Genomic DNA, 17,697 nt, shown 5'->3' on the forward strand with positions numbered 1-17,697 from the left:
ATCCTTTCTTAATTATAGCGCTTTGTAGGGTAAATACTTTTTCAGTTGCTCGATCTGTTCATCGATCGCAGAGGTCTCTTCATTTATGAATTGTTGTACTGCTTGATTGAATCCGACTTCATTAAGCCAGTGGCCTGAATAAGTAGGTACAGGGGTAAATCCTCGCTGTATTTTATGCTTTCCTTGAGCGCCTGAATCAAATCGTTTTAACCCCAGGCTAATGCAAAATTCAATGCCCTGGTAGTAGCAGGTTTCGAAATGCAGGCTGTCATACTCATCAAAGCATCCCCAGTAGCGCCCGTACAAAGTTGTGGAGTCTTGTAAGGAGAGCGCCCCTGCTACCGCTGTCTCATTTTTATAGGCCATGACCAGCAATAGATTTTCGGGCATGGTCTTTTTTAGCTGGGTGAAAAATGCTTTGCTGAGATAGGCTTCACGTCCGCGTTTTAGATAGGTTAAACGGTAAAAATCGTAGAAAATATCGATCTCACTGTCAGTAATATCTTTACCCTGAATTTGGCGATGAATAATTCCTTGTTCATCAATTTTCTGTCGCTCTTTTTTGAGGCTTTTGCGCTTACGAGAAGTCAGGCTTTGCAGAAAATTATCGTAGGTGGAGTAATCCTGATTAAACCACTGGTACTGACACCCTTTACGAATCATATAGTTTGAGCTGTCCAGTAATTCAGCTTCCTCTTTGGTGGGGAAAAGCAGGTGCCAAGAGTTGGCTTTAAAATGTTGGCAAAGCTGAGGAATAGCTTGGTTTAAACTCTCAAATAAGGGTTCTATGGGTTGTTTTGTTAACAATCTAGGCCCGCCAACGGGAGAGAAGGGGATAGCTGATACGAGTTTTGGGTAGTAATCGATGCCATAGCGCTCATAAGCTTCAGCCCAAGCCCAATCAAATACATACTCGCCGTAGGAGTGATTCTTTAGATAAAGTGGCAGTATTGCCACTGTTATACCATTATCTTGTAGCTCGATATGTAGTGGCTGCCAGCCTGTTTTTGCGCTTACGCTCCCTGACTCCTCTAGGGCATGGAGGAATTCGTATCGACAAAATGGGTAATCAGTAGGCAGGAGGTTATTCCATGTATCGAGACCTATTTCACTGATTTTATGGCTGATTTTTATTTCTAACATATCGCGGCTTCGGTTGAGTGTTGCTAAGCTAAATAGTGTTGGGGCGATTTGTTGCCTATTGGAATAGAGATGGATGTCAGTGTCAAAGTCGTTATTTTGTATTAAGGCCCCAAATAAGAAGTAAAGCTTAGTGATAGGAGTATTGTAATGGATGAATTAGAGCTTGAGTTTGAACTTCACCCGCAGTTAGCCGCTGATTGTATAGTGTTAGGGGATTTTCCGATTAGTCGGCTCTTACTGTTAAACGATGCTAATTATCCTTGGTTTATTTTGGTGCCAAGGCGTGCAGGTGCAACAGAAATCTATCATCTTTCTGATGATGAGCAGTGCGAGTTAATCAAGGAATCATCTTTCTTGGCATCTAACTTGGCAGATAGTTTTGCTGCTAGAAAAATGAATGTAGCGTCTTTGGGGAATATAGTGCCGCAATTACACCTTCATCATATCGTTCGTTATGAGACTGATAAGGCTTGGCCTGGGCCTGTTTGGGGTAAGGTGCCAGCGGAGCCGTATACAGCTGAACAGATTCATGAAATTAGACGAAAACTAGAAGCGTTAATGTCTGGTGAGCTGGAATTTGTACCGGAAGAATAAGCTTCATTTAGCTTCATTGAAAATTAGTCACCTGTATTTTAAATCTTTAGGGCCTCAATCCCATTTGGGGCCTGTTCCCTCTGCTTAAATAAGGTATAATCCGCCGTTTTTAAAATACGCTTCCTGCGTTTAGGAAGTTTCGATCGGGTTTATTTCCAATGCCAATCTTTGATTTTCAGTGTGACAGCTGTGGTCACGAGTTTGAAAAACTTGTTCTTAAAAGTGATGCGCCTGCATGTGTTTCCTGCGCAAGTGAGGAAGTGACCAAAAAAGTATCAGCACCGGGTTTTCGTCTTTCAGGTTCCGGCTGGTACGAGACAGATTTTAAAACCGGCAAGAAGAAAAATCTTGCGGGTGGTTCCGGTGCTTCGTCAGGTACAGACAGCTAACTCCGGATAGATAAAGTATTAATTCATTGACCGTTTGGTGAAAACCAAACCGAGACAGTTAACAGGAACAGTAAATTATGCGCAGTCATTATTGCGGCGATCTCAGAAAAGAGCATATCGGCGAAGACATTACCCTTTGTGGTTGGGTTCATCGTCGTCGTGACCACGGTGGTGTTATCTTCCTAGACGTGCGTGACCGTGAAGGTCTAGCACAGGTTGTATTTGATCCAGATCGTGAAGAGAGCTTCGCGCTAGCAGATAGCTGCCGTAATGAATTCGTAGTTGAGATCAAAGGTACTGTTCGTGGTCGTCCAGAAGGCACGATCAACTCTGAAATGCCTACTGGTGAAATCGAAGTGCTAGGTAAAGAGCTTGTTATTTTGAACAAGTCTGAAACACCTCCGTTCCAGTTGGATGAGCACCAAAACGTTGGTGAAGATGTACGTCTACGTAACCGTTACATCGACCTACGTCGTCCAGAGATGCAGGAAAAGCTACGTTTCCGTTCTAAAGTATCTAATGCGATTCGTAACTACCTAGATGATAACGGCTTCCTGGATATCGAAACGCCGATACTAAACCGTGCTACACCTGAAGGTGCGCGTGACTACCTAGTGCCAAGCCGTGTTCATGAAGGTCAGTTCTTCGCGCTGCCACAGTCTCCGCAGCTATTTAAGCAGTTGTTGATGGTGTCTGGTTTCGACCGTTACTACCAGATCGCTAAATGTTTCCGTGATGAAGATTTGCGTGCTGACCGTCAGCCTGAATTTACTCAGATCGATATCGAAACTTCGTTCATGGACGAAGAAGGCATCATGGGTCTGACTGAAACTATGATCCGCAAGTTGTTCCTAGAGCTTAAAGGTGTAGATCTGGGTGATTTCCCACGCATGCCTTACTCAGAAGCAATGCAGCGTTACGGTTCTGATAAGCCTGATCTTCGTTACCCAATGGAATTGGTTGATGTTGCTGATCTAATGGCGGATATCGAATTTAAAGTATTCGCAGGCCCAGCAAACGATCCTAAGTGCCGCGTAACTGCACTTAAAGTTCCTGGTGGCGCTAAGCTGACTCGTAAAAACATTGATGATTACACTAAATTTGTAAGTATCTATGGCGCTAAAGGTCTTGCTTGGATCAAAGTTAACGAAATCGAAAACGGCGTTAACGGCCTACAGTCTCCAATCATCAAGTTCCTAGGTGATGAAGTGACTATGTCGATCATGGATCGTCTAGGCGTTGAAAACGGTGATATCGTATTCTTCGGTGCAGACAAGGCTAAGGTAGTTTCTGAAGCGCTTGGTGCTCTACGTATCAAAGTGGGTGAAGATCTTGAGATGGCTCAGTGTGAATGGGCGCCTCTATGGGTTGTTGATTTCCCAATGTTCGAAGAAACAGATGGCGGCCTAACAGCACTTCACCACCCATTCACTGCGCCAAGCTGTTCTCCAGAAGAGCTAAAAGCGAACCCGCTAGAAGCGCTATCTCGTGCATACGACATGGTTCTTAACGGCTGTGAGCTAGGCGGTGGTTCTGTTCGTATCCACGATCAGGCAATGCAGGCAACAGTACTGGAGATTCTTGGTATCTCTGATGAAGAAGCTGACGACAAGTTTGGCTTCCTGCTAAACGCGCTGCAGTACGGTGCGCCTCCGCACGGTGGTTTGGCGTTCGGTCTTGATCGTTTGATCATGCTGATGACGGGCACAGATTCAATCCGTGAAGTTATTGCTTTCCCTAAAACGCAAAGTGCATCTTGTATGATGACTGAAGCGCCGGGTGAAGTAAGTGCTGCACAGCTACGTGAATTGAACATTAAGCTGCGTAAAACGCCTTAATAACATCGCGTTGTCCTAGTTCAAGCTAGGGATCGGTTAAAACTAAAAAGCTGCCTTCGGGCGGCTTTTTTTGTTTATATTGGATAAAAATAATATCGAAAGGGAGTAGGGGGTATGGCAGGTCATTCTAAATGGGCCAATATCAAACACCGTAAAGCTGCACAGGATGCAAAGCGCGGCAAGATCTTTACCAAGCTTATTCGAGAACTTGTGGTTGCTGCAAAGGAAGGAGGTGGTAGCCCTGACGATAATCCGCGGTTGCGCGCAGCGGTTGATAAAGCGCTTGGCGCTAATATGAAACGCGACACTATCGATAAAGCAATTCAGCGAGGCGCTGGTGGCGGTGAAGATGAGCATTACGACGAGTTGACCTACGAGGGTTATGGCTCTAACGGTGTCGCAATCCTGGTTGAGTGCATGACAGATAACGTTAATAGGACCGTGGCGGCAGTGCGTGCTGCATTTAATAAGTACAGCGGTAATCTTGGTACGAGTGGTTCAGTTGCCTATCTGTTTAATAAAAAAGGCCAGATCACTTTTGTAGAAATAGATGAAGAAACCATCATGGATGCAGCGCTAGAAGCGGGTGCGGATGATGTTATTGCTAACGACGACGGGTCGATAGATGTTTTCACTGACTGGCATGATTTCTTAGATGTAAAGCAGGGGCTACTAAATGCGGGCTTGGAGCCGGTGCATGCTGAAGTGGCAATGATTCCATCTACAACTGTTGAGCTTGATGTCTATACCGCTCGAAAAGTGATGAAGCTAATTGATGTACTAGATGATCTGGATGACTCGCAGAATGTTTACCACAATGCGATTATTCCTGAAGAGGCGATGGAATTGAGTAGTTAGAGTGTTTTATTAAATTAAGCCGAGATCTATCAGAAATGAGTCTCGGCTTTTTGTTAGTCGCTTTTCTTGAAGACGATTATTTGAAAACTTCTTTTAGCAGATCAGTTGTACGTGCTGCAGGGTTTTCACGAATCTTCTTCTCTTCGGCAGCAAGCATTGTGAACAAGCCGTTTAGCGCTTCTTCAGTTACATAGCTATCTAAATCTACGTTAACTTTATCGCCAATAAACGGAATATCTTTCGCTTCACCTGCAAGGTCATTGTAGTAACGTGTCGCACCAACCTGACTTAGAGACTCTTTTACGCTTGGCTGGAACAACTGGCGCAACTTGTCGCTGGTCTTCTCTTTGAAGTATTGAGTCGCTGCATCGTCAGAGCCTTGGTAGATCTTTTTAGCATCTTCAAAACTCATATCTTTTACCGCACCGACAATCAAATCGGTTGCTTGAGGAGCTGCTTTCTCCGCTGCGCGGTTCATGCTTTCTTCAAACTGATCAACTTGTGTTTCTAGGCCATATTTGCGAAGAAGGGATGTGATTTTATTGATACCATCTGGCAGTGGTATACGGATGTTTTTGTTATCCAAATAGCCGCCTGGTTGACTGATCTCTTCGATTGCACGCTTGCTGCCTACTTCGAGTGCTTCTTTAAGGCCTTTGATTAGTGTTTCCGTGTCTAGATTAGTCACTTCGCTACTGTTTGGGTTGCCTGTTGCGGTGTCTAGCACTTTCTTTTGCAACTCTTCATCTTGAACTGCTTCTTTCAGAGCATCTGCCCAACCAGCATGGGCAGAAATGGAAGCCATTGATGCCGTTAGAATAGAGGCGATCAGATATGATTTTTTCATGAGTAAAAGTTCCCTTTGTGCTATTGGCACTAGCATAGCAAAGAACTACGAACAGAGCCTTAATATGCTCAGTTATCTAGTCTGTACAAACCGTAAACTATTGGGCTACAAAAAAGTGTTTTTTGTGATGAACGACTAAGCTAATATCGGTAGGGTGAGTACTCGTAATTTAGAGGTGGGTATTTGAGTTAAGGATTTACCGTTTGAGGAAAGGATATAGGTGTCTCGGTCTTATCAGGACTTATATGGTTTTTTATCCGCCAGCAGGAGGTTATTCGGTTTCCTCCTGTGTAATCTTCTTTTGATTTTTTTACTCCCCGTCCACGCTGGCCAAAGTATTGAAAACTCATTTGCTGTAGAGCCGTTTAATACCCGATATCTGCAAGAAACTGAAGGGACTCTTCTCCATCCAAATCAAGCACTAAAGGATGTTCGCTCCAAAGGAGCACGCTCTCAATCTGATATCCTAAATTTCGGTTTAGGTGCGCCTCCCGTTTGGGTTCATTTCGAGGTAAGTAATTACAGTGAAACTGAGCAGCTTCGGTATATTCAGCTAGAGAACACATGGTTAGATCATGTCCATCTATACATTTTTAAAGATGGTCAAATGCTACAAAAAGAGATCGCGGGAGACGCAATCCTGTTTGAAAAGAACCGAACCAGCCGATTCTTTTCCTTCCCTTATTATTTCCAGCCGGGCGATACCTCTGTTTTGATTCGGGTCGAAACACCAGAGCCGCAACTGTTGCCTTTGTTCGTGCTAACAGAACAAGATATGCTGGATCGAAAGATCAAGTCAGGCTATGAGTATGGGATCATTTACGGCTTTTTAACCGCATTGCTAATTTATAATGTATTACTGTATTTCAGTCTAAGAAGTCGAAGATACCTATTCTATTCTCTCTACTTAGCCTCTTTTATCATCTTAAATATGGCCTATACCGGTCATGCTTTGAAATGGATATGGCCAAATTGGCCGGAATTCCAGAATCAGATAATCCCACCGATGATGATGCTGTTTGCTTATTTGGGGATATTATTTTGTCGGGAGTTTCTCTCGTTACCCAAGCGGTTTCCACGGATAAATACCAGTTTCAATCTCCTAAGCGCTTTCATGCTTTGCTCGGTGATTTGGTATGTGTTGTCAGGAAATTACCTTGCGATGCTCGTGACAGCTTTTATAAGTGTTATTCCATTTGCTCTATTGATGATTAGTGCTGGTGTAGTTGCCTGTTATGAAGGAGTGAAGGAGGCAAAATACTTTTTAGGAGCTGCGATTTTCGCAATGATCAGTGCAATTGTTACAGCGTTTACTGTGTCTGGGATAGTCGAGTACCAGCCATTTGGTTTTCATGCTGTTGAGTACGGCATTTTGATTGAGGCAGTGTTGTTTGCTTTAGCACTTGCTTACCAATTCCGTATTAGCCAAGCGGAAAAAATAGAGGCCCAACGTTTAGCAGATCGGGATCAGCTAACAGGCTTATATAACCGTCGTGGATTTCAGAAAGTCATTGAGCCTATTTACAGTAATGCTACGCGTAATAACCGCAATATCTGTGTGATGTTGATGGATATTGATCGCTTTAAAGATATAAATGACAACTTTGGTCATAGTTTTGGGGATCTGGTTTTATTGGATCTATCAGGTTTATTAATGCGAGAGCTTCGAGCGGGCGATATTATCGCACGCTGGGGTGGGGAAGAGTTTATTTTGGTACTTCCTGAAACCCAGCATGATGAAGCGATCACGTTGGCTGAACGTTTGATTGGTGTTGTTTCTAATCAGGTGGTTCAGCAGCAACAGACAGAAGTTCAATATACAGTGAGTATTGGGATCAGCGAAATGAAAGACCCAATAGATAGTATTTCGACGCTGATAGATAACGCTGACCATTACCTCTATAAAGCAAAAGCTGCTGGTCGAAATCGTGTTGCTTATCAAGTGGATCAAAATTGTGAATTGGATAGTTAATTTATATCCCTAAGAGAATGGTATGAAAACAATTGGCTTACTGGGTGGAATGAGCTGGGAGAGCACGCAGGGATATTATCGCTCGATCAACGAGGGTGTAAAGTCGCGTTTAGGTGGTCTGCATTCTGCTCATATAGCGATGTATAGCGTTGATTTCGATCCTATTGAAAAACTGCAGCATCAAGGTAATTGGGCAGGAACTGCTGCGATCTTGTCGCAAGCAGCTAAAAACATTCAGGCGGCAGGTGCGGACTTCCTCCTTATTTGTACCAACACTATGCACAAGGTAGCCCCTCAGATTGAAGCGGCGATCAATATCCCTCTGCTACATATTGCCGATGCTACGGCCAAGGAATTGATTAAACAAAATATCAAAACGGTGGGCTTGTTAGGCACTACGTTTACTATGGAACAGGGGTTCTATAAGGATCGATTAACTGAAAAATTTGGTCTATCGGTTGTAGTCCCGAATGAAGCTGATAGAGCCGTTGTTCACGAAGTTATCTACCAAGAGCTATGCCTAGGTCAGATCAATCCTAATTCCAAGGCAGAGTATCTAAGGATTATCCAAACACTAGCAGACCAGGGTGTAGGAGCCGTTATTTTAGGCTGTACCGAATTGGTATGCTGGTGAAACAGAGTGATACGGATGTCCTGTTGATTGATACTAAGGCGATCCATGCGCAAGCGGCAGTGGATTTGGCGCTGGCTTTATAGTTGTTTGGAATTAAGGTTTAGCTAATTAAGAATACTGCTTAACTGTACTCTCTGTACCTATCTCTTTTCTTCTCATCATCCTATCTTTAAGGCCGATAGGGTTTCTTACACTATCTTTTTTACCTCTGGGTGCCGCGGCAGGGAGGCCTTATGAAAATCTCCAGCTCGATGATTGGTTTTAATAGCCAGCACGAAAAACAGATTACCGATTCAGCTCAACAACAGAGCGCTGCGGTCAGTCAGCAAGTAATGCTATCACCGGAAGCGGCTTCTAATTGGAGAGCGGGGACAAGCGTTGATCTCTCTTACGATGCGCGTATGCGTTCCGAAAAAGCTGCAAGTGTTAATAGCGTCAGCAGTGTGCAATCAGCACAAGGTACTAAGCAAATTCAACAAATACACAATGTAAGCTCCCTCGTTGAAACTGTTTTGCATGAAGGGATGCAGCTGGAGCGTTTAGCGATTAATCCACCCATTCCTGTGCAGAATATCCAGCTTGCTTCGTTAGAGACGTTTCAGGAGATAGAAGCCCTTAGCGCGCAAGATATACAAGCTATTAGTGCCGAAGAGTTACAAGCTCGAGCGAGCTTTGAACAGCTCGATATCAATATATCTGATATCACCTTGAATGTAGGTAGACAGGTCGCTGATGATGTCCGTGTCCAGATAGCGAATCAGCGAGTGTATACCGAAGAGGAAAAACTCTCGGTAGGCACTCAAGGTGTCATTACCACTGAAGATGGGCGAGAGATCAACTTCCTGTTAGAACTAGAAATGGAGCGTAGCTTTGTTTTGGAAGAGCGCTTTAGTGAGGAGCGAGTCGACCGTAGCCTGATCGATCCGTTGGTGATCAATCTACATGGTGGTGCCGCTGGTTTAACCAATAGCAGTTTCAGTTTTGACCTCAATGCCGATGGAACTGAAGAAGAGATCTCGTTTATTGCTCAAGGTAGCGGGTTTTTGGCTTTAGACATCAACAATGACGGCCAAATTAATGATGGCTCTGAGCTGTTTGGTACGCAGGGGCAAGATGGTTTCTCTGATCTAGCTAAATATGACTCGGACAATAATCATTGGATTGATGAAAACGATGAGATCTTTAGCAAACTGAAAGTTTGGACACGAGATGAAGAGGGTAATGATCAGCTAACCAGTCTGAAAGATGCTGGTGTTGGTGCGATCTATCTAGGCTCAACCTCATCTTCGTTCGATCTGACCGATGATCAGAACAACCTCTTAGGCCAAGTCAAACGCAGCGGTGTGTTCCTATTTGAAGATGGTACCGTCTCCAGTATTCAAGAGTTGGATATAGCGGTACATGAGGAGAATGATGCTACAGCTGGTGGATTGGCTGAGCAGTATCAAGATGCTATTGATCGTTTTGGTCAAGACCAGACCGTAACTAGGGATCAAGAGGTGTTTGAAGAGCGTCCTACATTCTTAGACCTGCTGTTAGCTCAAGACCAAGCGGAAGCCGAGTTAGCTGAGCGAAGAGGTGAAAGTGAAACACGGCAGAGTGTCCGGGCTGAAAGCTCTGTAGAGCAACGAGAAATCAGTCAGAGCCGAGAAGTATCGCAAACCGAGGGCGAGACCGAGGAAGAGGACGCTAGAGTCTATGTAGAACATGAAAGGCTTTCTGTCTTGCAAAATCTACGAGAGAGAACCGAGATTCAAATCGCGGATGAACAGGATAAGTACGATTACCTTAAGTCCATTATAGAAACGCTAAAACAAGTGCAGGCAAAACAAGCTAACGAAGGGTAATGCTTAGTGGCGGGACGCTAAATAGGCACCCGCTGCAACCATAATGGATCCAGCGCTTCTATTAAGCCTTTTAACACCTTTCTCTGACTGGAAAAAACGCCGTGATTTTGCCGCAAAAATGGCGATCATCATTATACCTATCATCAGGGCGATTAGGGTTAGTACTGAAGCTAAAGCGATATCGGCACCGTTCAAGGCGCTAAGGTCCATAAACGCGGGTAGAAACGCGATATAAAACAGAATAACTTTAGGGTTTGATGCCGAGATCAAAAAGCCCTGAAGAAAAATGAAAGCTGCGCCTTTTCGCGAGAGCTGTTCGGATGGTTCATCTAAATTCAATGGGGTCGTCCACATCTTCCAACCGAGATAGACCAGATAAACAGCACCGACAATTCGAATGATGGTGAACAGTTCGCTCCATTGGTTAGCGATGGCTGCAAGGCCAAAACATGCCGCAATCAGATACAGAATATCGCTGATGGTCATTCCAAGCGCTAAAGGGATACAGGAGCTTGCGCTACTGGTTAAAGCGCGTGCCAGAATCGCAAACACGCCTGGGCCGGGTGTTACGCCGAACACCAGTACAGCAAAGAAAAAAGAAAGCGCGCTTTCCCAAGTCATCGATCGCTTCCAAGACCGCAGTCAGAATGAGGTTTTCGTATTAGCCGTTCAATATGTAATTGATCGGTTAAAAAGGCAAGTGAAATGATTTGGGGACGACGGCAGTTCCTGCTAGCTACAGAAGTCTGGGTGCCTACGGGACTATAGCGATTTATAGCTATTTTTCATGGCCCTGTTTTTCGAGCACGTTCTTAAATTTCCAGATAAGGTCAAAAACAGTAGTCTTAACAGCAATGCTCTTATCTATACGTGTGGTGATCTATCACGGAGGTGGCTATTGTAGGGGCCAAAGGTTTCTGCAATATGACAATGCAGACACATAACTTAAGATCTGCATTAATTAGCTAAATTGATCAGTTAGTAGAGTAATAGGGCATGATACAAGTACATAAGATTGAGCCTGTGGTGCAAGAAGAGGTGACAGGCTGCGGCATCGCCACTGTCGCTAATATCGTGGGTAAAAGTTATGCCGAGATGAAACAGATTGCCAATGCGATGGGGATCTTTGCAGACGACAAATCGCTCTGGTCACAAACCGATTATGTTCGTCGGCTTTTGGCGAGTCAGAATATCTCTGTCTCAAATGAAGAGACGCCGTTTGGCGCTTGGGAAGAGTTGCCCGATTTAGCTCTATTATCGATTAAGCACTATCAAGAAGAGGGTAAAGATTTTTGGCATTGGGTTGTGTTCCAAAGGGTAGAAGGAAAGCCATTTGTGTTGGATTCAGCCAGCTACCTGGACAGCAATATCAGAACCGATTTTGATAAAATGCAGCCAAAGTGGTTTATTGAAGTTGGTTAAGATATGAATAATTCGGAATTTAGGTGAATTAGTCTCTACCTAATCTGACATATCTTCTTGAGAAAGAGAGAGTTACCCGTTTTGATAAAGGTGCTGAAATCTTAAATCAAAACAAAGGTAACTCTCATGTTGCATACTAGCAATCCCATCATTAAACACAAAGCAGGCTTACTCAACCTTGCGGAAGAACTTGGAAACGTCTCAAAAGCCTGCAAAGTAATGGGTGTCTCCCGTGATACGTTTTATCGCTATCAGGAACTTGTTGAGGAAGGCGGTGTTGATTCACTGATCAACCGATCTCGCAGAACGCCCAATGTCAAAAACCGTGTAGATGAGCAGATTGAGAACGCTGTCATTGAACACGCGATAGCTTTCCCCGCTCATGGCCAAGCCCGAACCAGTAACGAACTGCGTAAAGCTGGCGTGTTTGTATCGGGCAGTGGTGTTCGTTCCATCTGGCTACGTCATAACTTAGAAAACTTTAAAAAGCGCCTTTCGGCTCTGGAAGCAAAGGTTGCGAGTGAAGGTATCATTCTGACGGATGACCAAGTGGCTGCGCTTGAGAAGAAGAAACAAGATGACGAAGCCTGCGGTGAAATAGAAACGCATCATCCTGGCTATCTGGGTTCTCAGGACACGTTCTACGTGGGTAATCTAAAAGGGGTTGGCAGGATATATCAGCAAACCTTTGTTGATACGTACAGCAAGGTAGCGTTCGCTAAGCTCTACACGACGAAAACCCCAATTACCTCAGCCGATGTATTGAATGATCGTGTATTACCATTCTTTGAGGCTCAGGAGCTGCCTATGCTGCGTATCCTGACTGATCGAGGCACGGAATACTGTGGCAAGGTTGAGCAGCACGATTACCAGCTATATCTCGCCATCAACGATATTGATCACACGAAAACCAAAGCGAGACACCCACAGACTAACGGTATCTGTGAGCGCTTCCATAAAACGATATTGAACGAGTTTTATCAGGTTACGTTCCGTAAAAAGCTCTATGCTTCACTGGAAGAACTGCAAAAAGATCTGGACGAATGGCTGGATTATTACAACAATGAACGAACTCATCAGGGGAAAATGTGCTGTGGCAGAACGCCACTGGAAACATTGCTTGATGGAAAACAGATTTGGGCTGAAAAGAATTTAGCCCAAATCTAATCTGACAGTAGCACTGGAAAGAACGGGTAACTGTCAGATCAGGTCTGAGCTAGTACAATTTAGGGAAGGCGAGTAAACACTTTACTCATTTATTCGCCTTATTCATTTCTAACGTATTTAACTCTTACCTATTTCGATCTTTAGCTTAGTTTCATGTTTAAAAAGCGGTCTAAATTATCCATGAGGTATTGATTAATTTTGGACTTATTTTGGACAAGATAAGCATCAAAATTATCGGGCTGGTCATTGAGTTTTTGTTGTTTAGCGCTGTATTGCTCTAATGCCAATTGATTGTCTTTCCAGAATTCTTGAATTGCTAGCTCTTGAGGATGAATCGAACCATCTTCGAGTTGTGCTAACGGTTTGTTCTCAAGGTGGTTATCGATCATATCTTGTAAGCTGTAAGCACTATTCCCGCTGCTTTTACCAAACAGGTTAGAAAACTCAGAATACAGATCTTTACTTAAGATTTGCATTTCAGCATAAGTCTGTCGGAGATCATGTTGTAAAAACTCTTTGCCTGCGTATTCGAGCAAATTATCTTTAAAGCCAAAAGATGTGTAATCAATCTGTGCATTTTTAAGAGCTACTTGTTCAAGGCTTTGCAGTAATGAAGAGCCTTTATCCGATTCAGAAATAGCTACTGTGTTCGGTGTTGAGGCACCTTCTTCTATTTGAAGGTCAAAGCTTCGAGCTTGGTAGTTTTTTTCAGGACCCGTAGGTTCTATATTCACCCAGCTATTTTTCAGCCGATCAACAATTTGGAAGACTTCATCGCTGATAGGCTCGTCTTGCTGCTGAAGCCAATTATCAAGGTCTGTTGGAAAATTTTGTAAACGACTCAGGCTATTGTCTAGTTGGTTCAAATTAGCTGTTTGGTCTTGCCAAAACTGCTCTATTTTTTTAACGTCAGACTCGCTCAAGTGCTTAAAGCTGTCAGTCAAAGAGTTTCCTGCCTGCGCGTTGTCTAAGACCTGATGAAAACTAATCTTATCTATGTTTAGTTCATTGAACTCTGTGGCTATTGATGTAACTTGAGTGAGATATTGGCTAGTGATATCTTGTCGCTCAGCAATCATCTGTTTGTGATACTCAGCAGCTTGTAGAGCAGCATCACTGCCTTCTTGGTTATAGGCTTTCCATTGAGCATGACTTTGATTGCTCCAGAAGCTAATAGAACCTGACTGTGCGCCAAAGCCAATCAAACTGTCTTCACCAATAAGGCCTGCTTTTATCAAATCGTTAGCTTCCGCTGCAAAATCAGTAGCAGCCGTTTTAATTTGATTGTTGGTGTTTAAAAAAGATGATCCGTAGGAAACGGAGTATGAATTAATACTAGACATCTAAGGTTCCTTGGCCATTATCTAAATGTATCTTCTTTACATTTTTAAGCATGAATCGTACCAGTAACTGATAGGCCGAAATTGTAGGGTTTAAGTAGGATTCTTTGGTTGGAGGGGAAATGGTCTTCCGCTAGTGTGCGGAATTTTTTTTCCGTTATGTTACTGAATAGAGGCCTATATTTTTGTTGGAGTAAGCTTGTCGGTGAATATATTTGGCATATGAAAATGGATTGTTCTTTAGATAGTAGGCGACAATCATCAGCTTTATTTTGCTTCTCCTTCAACCTTTTTTGTCTATACTGCTCTAGCGGCTTTGGCAAAAAGCTTATAGATTTCAGTGCATAACACTCTCAGACAACGATAAGAATAAGGAAACGAAGTATGTCACGAGAAAAATTTCGGTTGGTAACCCGTAGTGACTTTGATGGTTTAGTATGTGCGGTTTTGCTTAAACATTTAGATCTGATTGATGATATTAAATTTGTGCATCCCAAGGATATGCAGGATGGCACAGTCGAAATAACGTCCAACGATATCACAACAAACCTTCCGTATGTCGAAGCTGCTCATCTGGTATTTGATCACCATCTATCTGAGACCATTCGAAATAAAGGTGAAAGAGAAAATCATATTATTGATCCTGAGGCCCCTTCTGCAGCCAGAGTAGTGTGGCTACATTATGGCGGTATTGATGGTTTCCCTGATGAGTGGACCGATATGATGGAAGCGGTCGATAAGGGCGACTCAGCGCAATATAACCAAGAGGAAGTTCTTAACCCTAAGGGGTGGGAACTGCTCAATTTTTTGATGGATGCGCGTACCGGTCTTGGACGTTTCCGCGAGTTTAGAATCTCCAACTACAACTTGATGATGGATCTGATCGATTATTGTAAAGATCACAATATCGAAGAGATATTAGCGCTGCCAGATGTAAAAGAAAGGGTTGAGCTCTATTTTGAGCAGGAAGCGAAATTCAAAGAGCAGATCAAACGTTGTGCAACTGTGCATGGTAACCTCGTTGTTCTAGATCTGCGCAACGAAGAAACTATTTACGCCGGTAACCGTTTTGTTATTTACGCTTTATTCCCCGAATGTAATATTTCTATTCACGTCTTATGGGGCTTAAAACAGCAAAACACGGTATTTGCCACGGGTAAGTCGATCTTCGATCGTGGCTCTAAAACTAATGTTGGTGAGCTGATGTTGAAATACGGTGGCGGTGGTCACCATGCAGCAGGCACCTGTCAGGTTGAAAATGATGCTGCAGAATCAACCCTAAATGAGTTGATTGGCCAGATTGCTCAAGATGGTTAGTAAATTAAATCGTTTCATTTTAAAACCGAGCTAATTGTTAGCTCGGTTTTTTTTATGTGGAGCTGGAGTACCTATCAGCTTTCTTATAACTACAGCTAGGATCGTCAGCAGCATTGGATCTAAACAGATCCATTTAATAGTGAACGCCTTTTTTATAATCGGGTCATATTCATAGCAAGCCGAAGAATAATATTAATAAAGGTGCATTATTATGAATATTAAATTGAATGCGGTTGTTTTTTCATTGATGTTTACGCCTGGTGCGTTGTTGGCCGCTGATTTTGATGCTTATGATTTGCTTTACGGTGTGAATACCTCGGAGAGCATGACTAGTAGCAAAGTTATGGAATCCAAAACGGAAGAAACAAGTATGGAAAGCATTAACCAAGAGATGGAAGAAAACCCAACTGCTGCTGGTGGAAGTATGGAAAGTGATAAAAGTGATTTTGATTGGCTAGAAAATGTAGGTGATTTGTAAGTAAAGCACTCATTAAATAGCTTTGCTGTACGTAAGGTTTTCAGTATTTTGTTCTTATCCTTTGATGTCAGCAGCTTAGTAACCAAAAGATTGTGATAAAAGAGCCGGACTACTTTAGTTCGGCTTTTTTATTGGAGACATTAGGGCATTAGGCATGGTGGTTAAAGCAAAAAGGGGTATGATCTACTTAATTGCTATTCAGAAAGAGCTATTTCTGCCATTTTCATTGTGCTAGCAAAGGATTCGCAGCCTGCGATAAATAAGCCGTTATGGCAGAACATCGCATCGCTGATACCCGTCTCATCTTGCAATGCTTTACCAGATAATCCAGCCCATGTTTTTGGCAATGATTTTCTATCCTCAAATGAGCCGGGTTTCACCGGTATTGCCTGAATACGCCACTGACCTGTATCAGATGGATAAACGATGTATAAAGCCTCTTTCGATAGAGCGTGTACGGTTCTTTTCCAAGGGGTGTATTGTGCTAATACAATTACGCGAGGGTCTTCAGCATCCTCTATGGCTTTGGCGACGATATCCTTGGCGCTAATACCGCCGTCAGCCGATGCAATAAAGCGGTTTAAAACACGCGATGCAAAATTAACCGCTTCATCAAAGCCCTCATCAAAATGAGTGTCTTCCTGCCAAGTTGGGTTAAACATCGAGATTGTTTGGCTCAGGCTCACCCCTTTAGCAACGCCATCACCATAGCCGCAATCGATCGCATCAATGGCAGAAACCAGATCAGCATCAACCGCTTTAGCGACTTCGGTATTTCCTTGGCAGATATCAACGCCATATTTCTGCCAAATCAATCCGAATGAAGAGTAGGGGATTCCGTTCTCACGTTCACCGGCACCACCTCGTTGATGATGATCAAACCGACCTGTGTCGGGGTCATACTCACCACCGACATCAACCACAATGTCAGCCTGATTGATAAGCTCCTGATCACGCGTACGGATCAGCTTAAAAGAAGGAAAAGCAGCTCTGAGTGCAGCGATACTAAATACATCATCTGCATGAAAATTACCGCTGTGAGTTACTATCGTAATATCAGGCATTTCTATTGCGTCACGTGAAAAGTGGGAAAAGGCGTCAGCCCAATCGTATTAATTGGATGCGCGTCTTGGGAGGGCTCATCGTTTAATTTATGGGACGGATACTATACGAAGGTTATTAAGAAGAATAGGGCGTTTTGTTTGTATTCTATGAACATTGATAGGTGTAAAGAATGTTAAGGGACACAGAGTAATTGAATCGCACAAGCCCGAACTAAGATGTTCGGGTTTGTACTTTTCAACGGTCTTTTTGCTGTTGTTTATAAGCAATTAGGACTTAATAAGCCCCAGCTGCATAATGCAGTTCATAACTATGGCTGTAGATCTCGAGAATATTGCCAAACGGATCTTCCATATAAATCATGCGATAAGGCTTTTCTCCTGGGTAGTAATAGCGTGGTTTCACCATGCGTTTTTTACCGCCAGCTGCAACGATCTTTTCTGCTAGGCCTTCTACATCCGGGTCCTGCACGCAGAAGTGGAAGATGCCAGTTTTCCAGTATTCAAAGTTATTTTTAGGGTTCTCCTGATTCTTAAATTGGAATAGTTCAACACCAATCCGATCGCCTGTTGATAGGTGTGCGATTCTAAAAGAGCCCCAATTAGGGCCAAACACGTCGGTGCACATTTCGCCTATGGCACTGTCATCTTCAGTTATCTCAGTCGGTTCCATAATAAGATACCAACCTAGAACCTCTGTATAGAATTTCACTGCGGCTTCAAGGTCAGGTACAGAAATACCAATATGAGAGAAAGTACGTGGGTAAGGTTGATTCATCGTTATGCTCCA

General features: G+C 43.4%; 17 protein-coding genes. 11 read left to right on the top strand and 6 right to left on the bottom strand.

All coding sequences use genetic code 11. The features are described 5' to 3' along the window. Positions 1 to 12: 12 nt before the first annotated feature. Positions 13 to 1,143 (bottom strand): GNAT family N-acetyltransferase, encoded by a 1,131-nt coding sequence (locus ACMXYO_RS07110; RefSeq protein ID WP_415887814.1) that lies wholly within the window; start codon positions 1,141 to 1,143, stop codon positions 13 to 15. Positions 1,144 to 1,290: 147 nt separating this feature from the next. On the opposite strand from ACMXYO_RS07110, the gene ACMXYO_RS07115 reads away from it, so the two are divergent. From ACMXYO_RS07115 to ACMXYO_RS07130, 4 genes are all read left to right on the top strand, one after another. Next, complete coding sequence (locus ACMXYO_RS07115; RefSeq protein WP_415887815.1) at positions 1,291 to 1,737, top strand: HIT domain-containing protein; 447 nt, start codon at positions 1,291 to 1,293, stop codon at positions 1,735 to 1,737. A gap of 158 nt (positions 1,738 to 1,895) precedes the next feature. Then, entirely contained in the window at positions 1,896 to 2,126 is a 231-nt protein-coding gene (locus ACMXYO_RS07120) for an FmdB family zinc ribbon protein (RefSeq protein WP_415887816.1), read from the top strand. Between the two features lie 77 nt (positions 2,127 to 2,203). Continuing rightward, the gene (gene aspS / locus ACMXYO_RS07125) at positions 2,204 to 3,964 is read left to right on the top strand and encodes an aspartate--tRNA ligase (RefSeq protein ID WP_415887817.1); all 1,761 of its coding nucleotides are present in this window, start codon (positions 2,204 to 2,206) and stop codon (positions 3,962 to 3,964) included. Between the two features lie 114 nt (positions 3,965 to 4,078). Continuing rightward, positions 4,079 to 4,822: a YebC/PmpR family DNA-binding transcriptional regulator gene (locus ACMXYO_RS07130; protein ID WP_415887818.1), complete on the top strand. Its 744-nt coding sequence runs from the start codon at positions 4,079 to 4,081 to the stop codon at positions 4,820 to 4,822. 76 nt (positions 4,823 to 4,898) lie between these two features. On the opposite strand, the gene ACMXYO_RS07135 is transcribed toward ACMXYO_RS07130, so the two are convergent. Continuing rightward, complete coding sequence (locus ACMXYO_RS07135) at positions 4,899 to 5,669, bottom strand: DUF4197 domain-containing protein (protein ID WP_415887819.1); 771 nt, start codon at positions 5,667 to 5,669, stop codon at positions 4,899 to 4,901. Between the two features lie 301 nt (positions 5,670 to 5,970). Here ACMXYO_RS07135 and ACMXYO_RS07140 point away from each other — a divergent pair, with 301 nt between their 5' ends. From ACMXYO_RS07140 to ACMXYO_RS07150, 3 genes are all read left to right on the top strand, one after another. Next, positions 5,971 to 7,641 carry a diguanylate cyclase gene (locus tag ACMXYO_RS07140; RefSeq protein WP_415887820.1) on the top strand — a complete coding sequence of 557 codons (1,671 nt, stop codon included), beginning with the start codon at positions 5,971 to 5,973 and terminating at the stop codon, positions 7,639 to 7,641. Between the two features lie 22 nt (positions 7,642 to 7,663). Next, positions 7,664 to 8,275 (top strand): aspartate/glutamate racemase family protein, encoded by a 612-nt coding sequence (locus ACMXYO_RS07145; RefSeq protein WP_415887821.1) that lies wholly within the window; start codon positions 7,664 to 7,666, stop codon positions 8,273 to 8,275. A gap of 233 nt (positions 8,276 to 8,508) precedes the next feature. Continuing rightward, entirely contained in the window at positions 8,509 to 10,122 is a 1,614-nt protein-coding gene (locus ACMXYO_RS07150) for a hypothetical protein (RefSeq protein ID WP_415887822.1), read from the top strand. A 3-nt stretch (positions 10,123 to 10,125) separates the two neighbouring features. Here ACMXYO_RS07150 and ACMXYO_RS07155 read toward each other — a convergent pair whose 3' ends face one another. Further along, entirely contained in the window at positions 10,126 to 10,743 is a 618-nt protein-coding gene (locus ACMXYO_RS07155; RefSeq protein ID WP_415887823.1) for a LysE family translocator, read from the bottom strand. Between the two features lie 375 nt (positions 10,744 to 11,118). Between ACMXYO_RS07155 and ACMXYO_RS07160 the strand changes: the two genes are divergently transcribed. After that, a complete protein-coding gene (locus tag ACMXYO_RS07160) occupies positions 11,119 to 11,544 on the top strand; it encodes a hypothetical protein (protein ID WP_415887824.1) in 426 nt (141 codons plus the stop codon). Between the two features lie 126 nt (positions 11,545 to 11,670). Continuing rightward, positions 11,671 to 12,711 (top strand): IS481 family transposase, encoded by a 1,041-nt coding sequence (locus tag ACMXYO_RS07165; RefSeq protein ID WP_415884719.1) that lies wholly within the window; start codon positions 11,671 to 11,673, stop codon positions 12,709 to 12,711. 140 nt (positions 12,712 to 12,851) lie between these two features. On the opposite strand, the gene ACMXYO_RS07170 is transcribed toward ACMXYO_RS07165, so the two are convergent. Beyond that, complete coding sequence (locus tag ACMXYO_RS07170; RefSeq protein WP_415887825.1) at positions 12,852 to 14,054, bottom strand: hypothetical protein; 1,203 nt, start codon at positions 14,052 to 14,054, stop codon at positions 12,852 to 12,854. A 381-nt stretch (positions 14,055 to 14,435) separates the two neighbouring features. Here ACMXYO_RS07170 and ACMXYO_RS07175 point away from each other — a divergent pair, with 381 nt between their 5' ends. Together ACMXYO_RS07175 and ACMXYO_RS07180 are read left to right on the top strand one after the other, a co-directional pair. Then, positions 14,436 to 15,368, top strand: a complete 933-nt coding sequence (locus ACMXYO_RS07175; protein ID WP_415887826.1) for an exopolyphosphatase — start codon at positions 14,436 to 14,438, stop codon at positions 15,366 to 15,368. A gap of 211 nt (positions 15,369 to 15,579) precedes the next feature. After that, positions 15,580 to 15,846 (top strand): hypothetical protein, encoded by a 267-nt coding sequence (locus ACMXYO_RS07180; protein ID WP_415887827.1) that lies wholly within the window; start codon positions 15,580 to 15,582, stop codon positions 15,844 to 15,846. Positions 15,847 to 16,040: 194 nt separating this feature from the next. Here the strand turns inward: ACMXYO_RS07180 and ACMXYO_RS07185 are convergent, their stop codons facing one another. Next, positions 16,041 to 16,910: an MYG1 family protein gene (locus ACMXYO_RS07185; protein ID WP_415887828.1), complete on the bottom strand. Its 870-nt coding sequence runs from the start codon at positions 16,908 to 16,910 to the stop codon at positions 16,041 to 16,043. Positions 16,911 to 17,184: 274 nt separating this feature from the next. Next, on the bottom strand, positions 17,185 to 17,685 hold the full coding sequence (locus tag ACMXYO_RS07190; RefSeq protein ID WP_415887829.1) for a lactoylglutathione lyase family protein: 501 nt from the start codon (positions 17,683 to 17,685) through the stop codon (positions 17,185 to 17,187). Positions 17,686 to 17,697: the final 12 nt, after the last annotated feature.

Source organism: Neptuniibacter sp. QD37_6, assembly GCF_047778085.1.
Taxonomy (GTDB): domain Bacteria; phylum Pseudomonadota; class Gammaproteobacteria; order Pseudomonadales; family Balneatricaceae; genus Neptuniibacter.

Coding starts and splice junctions, on each gene's coding strand:
- ACMXYO_RS07110 (WP_415887814.1), bottom strand. CDS start 1,143: ATGTTAGAAATAAAAATCAGCCATAAAATCAGTGAAATAGGTCTCGAT.
- ACMXYO_RS07115 (WP_415887815.1), top strand. CDS start 1,291: ATGGATGAATTAGAGCTTGAGTTTGAACTTCACCCGCAGTTAGCCGCT.
- ACMXYO_RS07120 (WP_415887816.1), top strand. CDS start 1,896: ATGCCAATCTTTGATTTTCAGTGTGACAGCTGTGGTCACGAGTTTGAA.
- aspS (WP_415887817.1), top strand. CDS start 2,204: ATGCGCAGTCATTATTGCGGCGATCTCAGAAAAGAGCATATCGGCGAA.
- ACMXYO_RS07130 (WP_415887818.1), top strand. CDS start 4,079: ATGGCAGGTCATTCTAAATGGGCCAATATCAAACACCGTAAAGCTGCA.
- ACMXYO_RS07135 (WP_415887819.1), bottom strand. CDS start 5,669: ATGAAAAAATCATATCTGATCGCCTCTATTCTAACGGCATCAATGGCT.
- ACMXYO_RS07145 (WP_415887821.1), top strand. CDS start 7,664: ATGAAAACAATTGGCTTACTGGGTGGAATGAGCTGGGAGAGCACGCAG.
- ACMXYO_RS07150 (WP_415887822.1), top strand. CDS start 8,509: ATGAAAATCTCCAGCTCGATGATTGGTTTTAATAGCCAGCACGAAAAA.
- ACMXYO_RS07155 (WP_415887823.1), bottom strand. CDS start 10,743: ATGACTTGGGAAAGCGCGCTTTCTTTTTTCTTTGCTGTACTGGTGTTC.
- ACMXYO_RS07160 (WP_415887824.1), top strand. CDS start 11,119: ATGATACAAGTACATAAGATTGAGCCTGTGGTGCAAGAAGAGGTGACA.
- ACMXYO_RS07165 (WP_415884719.1), top strand. CDS start 11,671: ATGTTGCATACTAGCAATCCCATCATTAAACACAAAGCAGGCTTACTC.
- ACMXYO_RS07170 (WP_415887825.1), bottom strand. CDS start 14,054: ATGTCTAGTATTAATTCATACTCCGTTTCCTACGGATCATCTTTTTTA.
- ACMXYO_RS07175 (WP_415887826.1), top strand. CDS start 14,436: ATGTCACGAGAAAAATTTCGGTTGGTAACCCGTAGTGACTTTGATGGT.
- ACMXYO_RS07180 (WP_415887827.1), top strand. CDS start 15,580: ATGAATATTAAATTGAATGCGGTTGTTTTTTCATTGATGTTTACGCCT.
- ACMXYO_RS07185 (WP_415887828.1), bottom strand. CDS start 16,910: ATGCCTGATATTACGATAGTAACTCACAGCGGTAATTTTCATGCAGAT.
- ACMXYO_RS07190 (WP_415887829.1), bottom strand. CDS start 17,685: ATGAATCAACCTTACCCACGTACTTTCTCTCATATTGGTATTTCTGTA.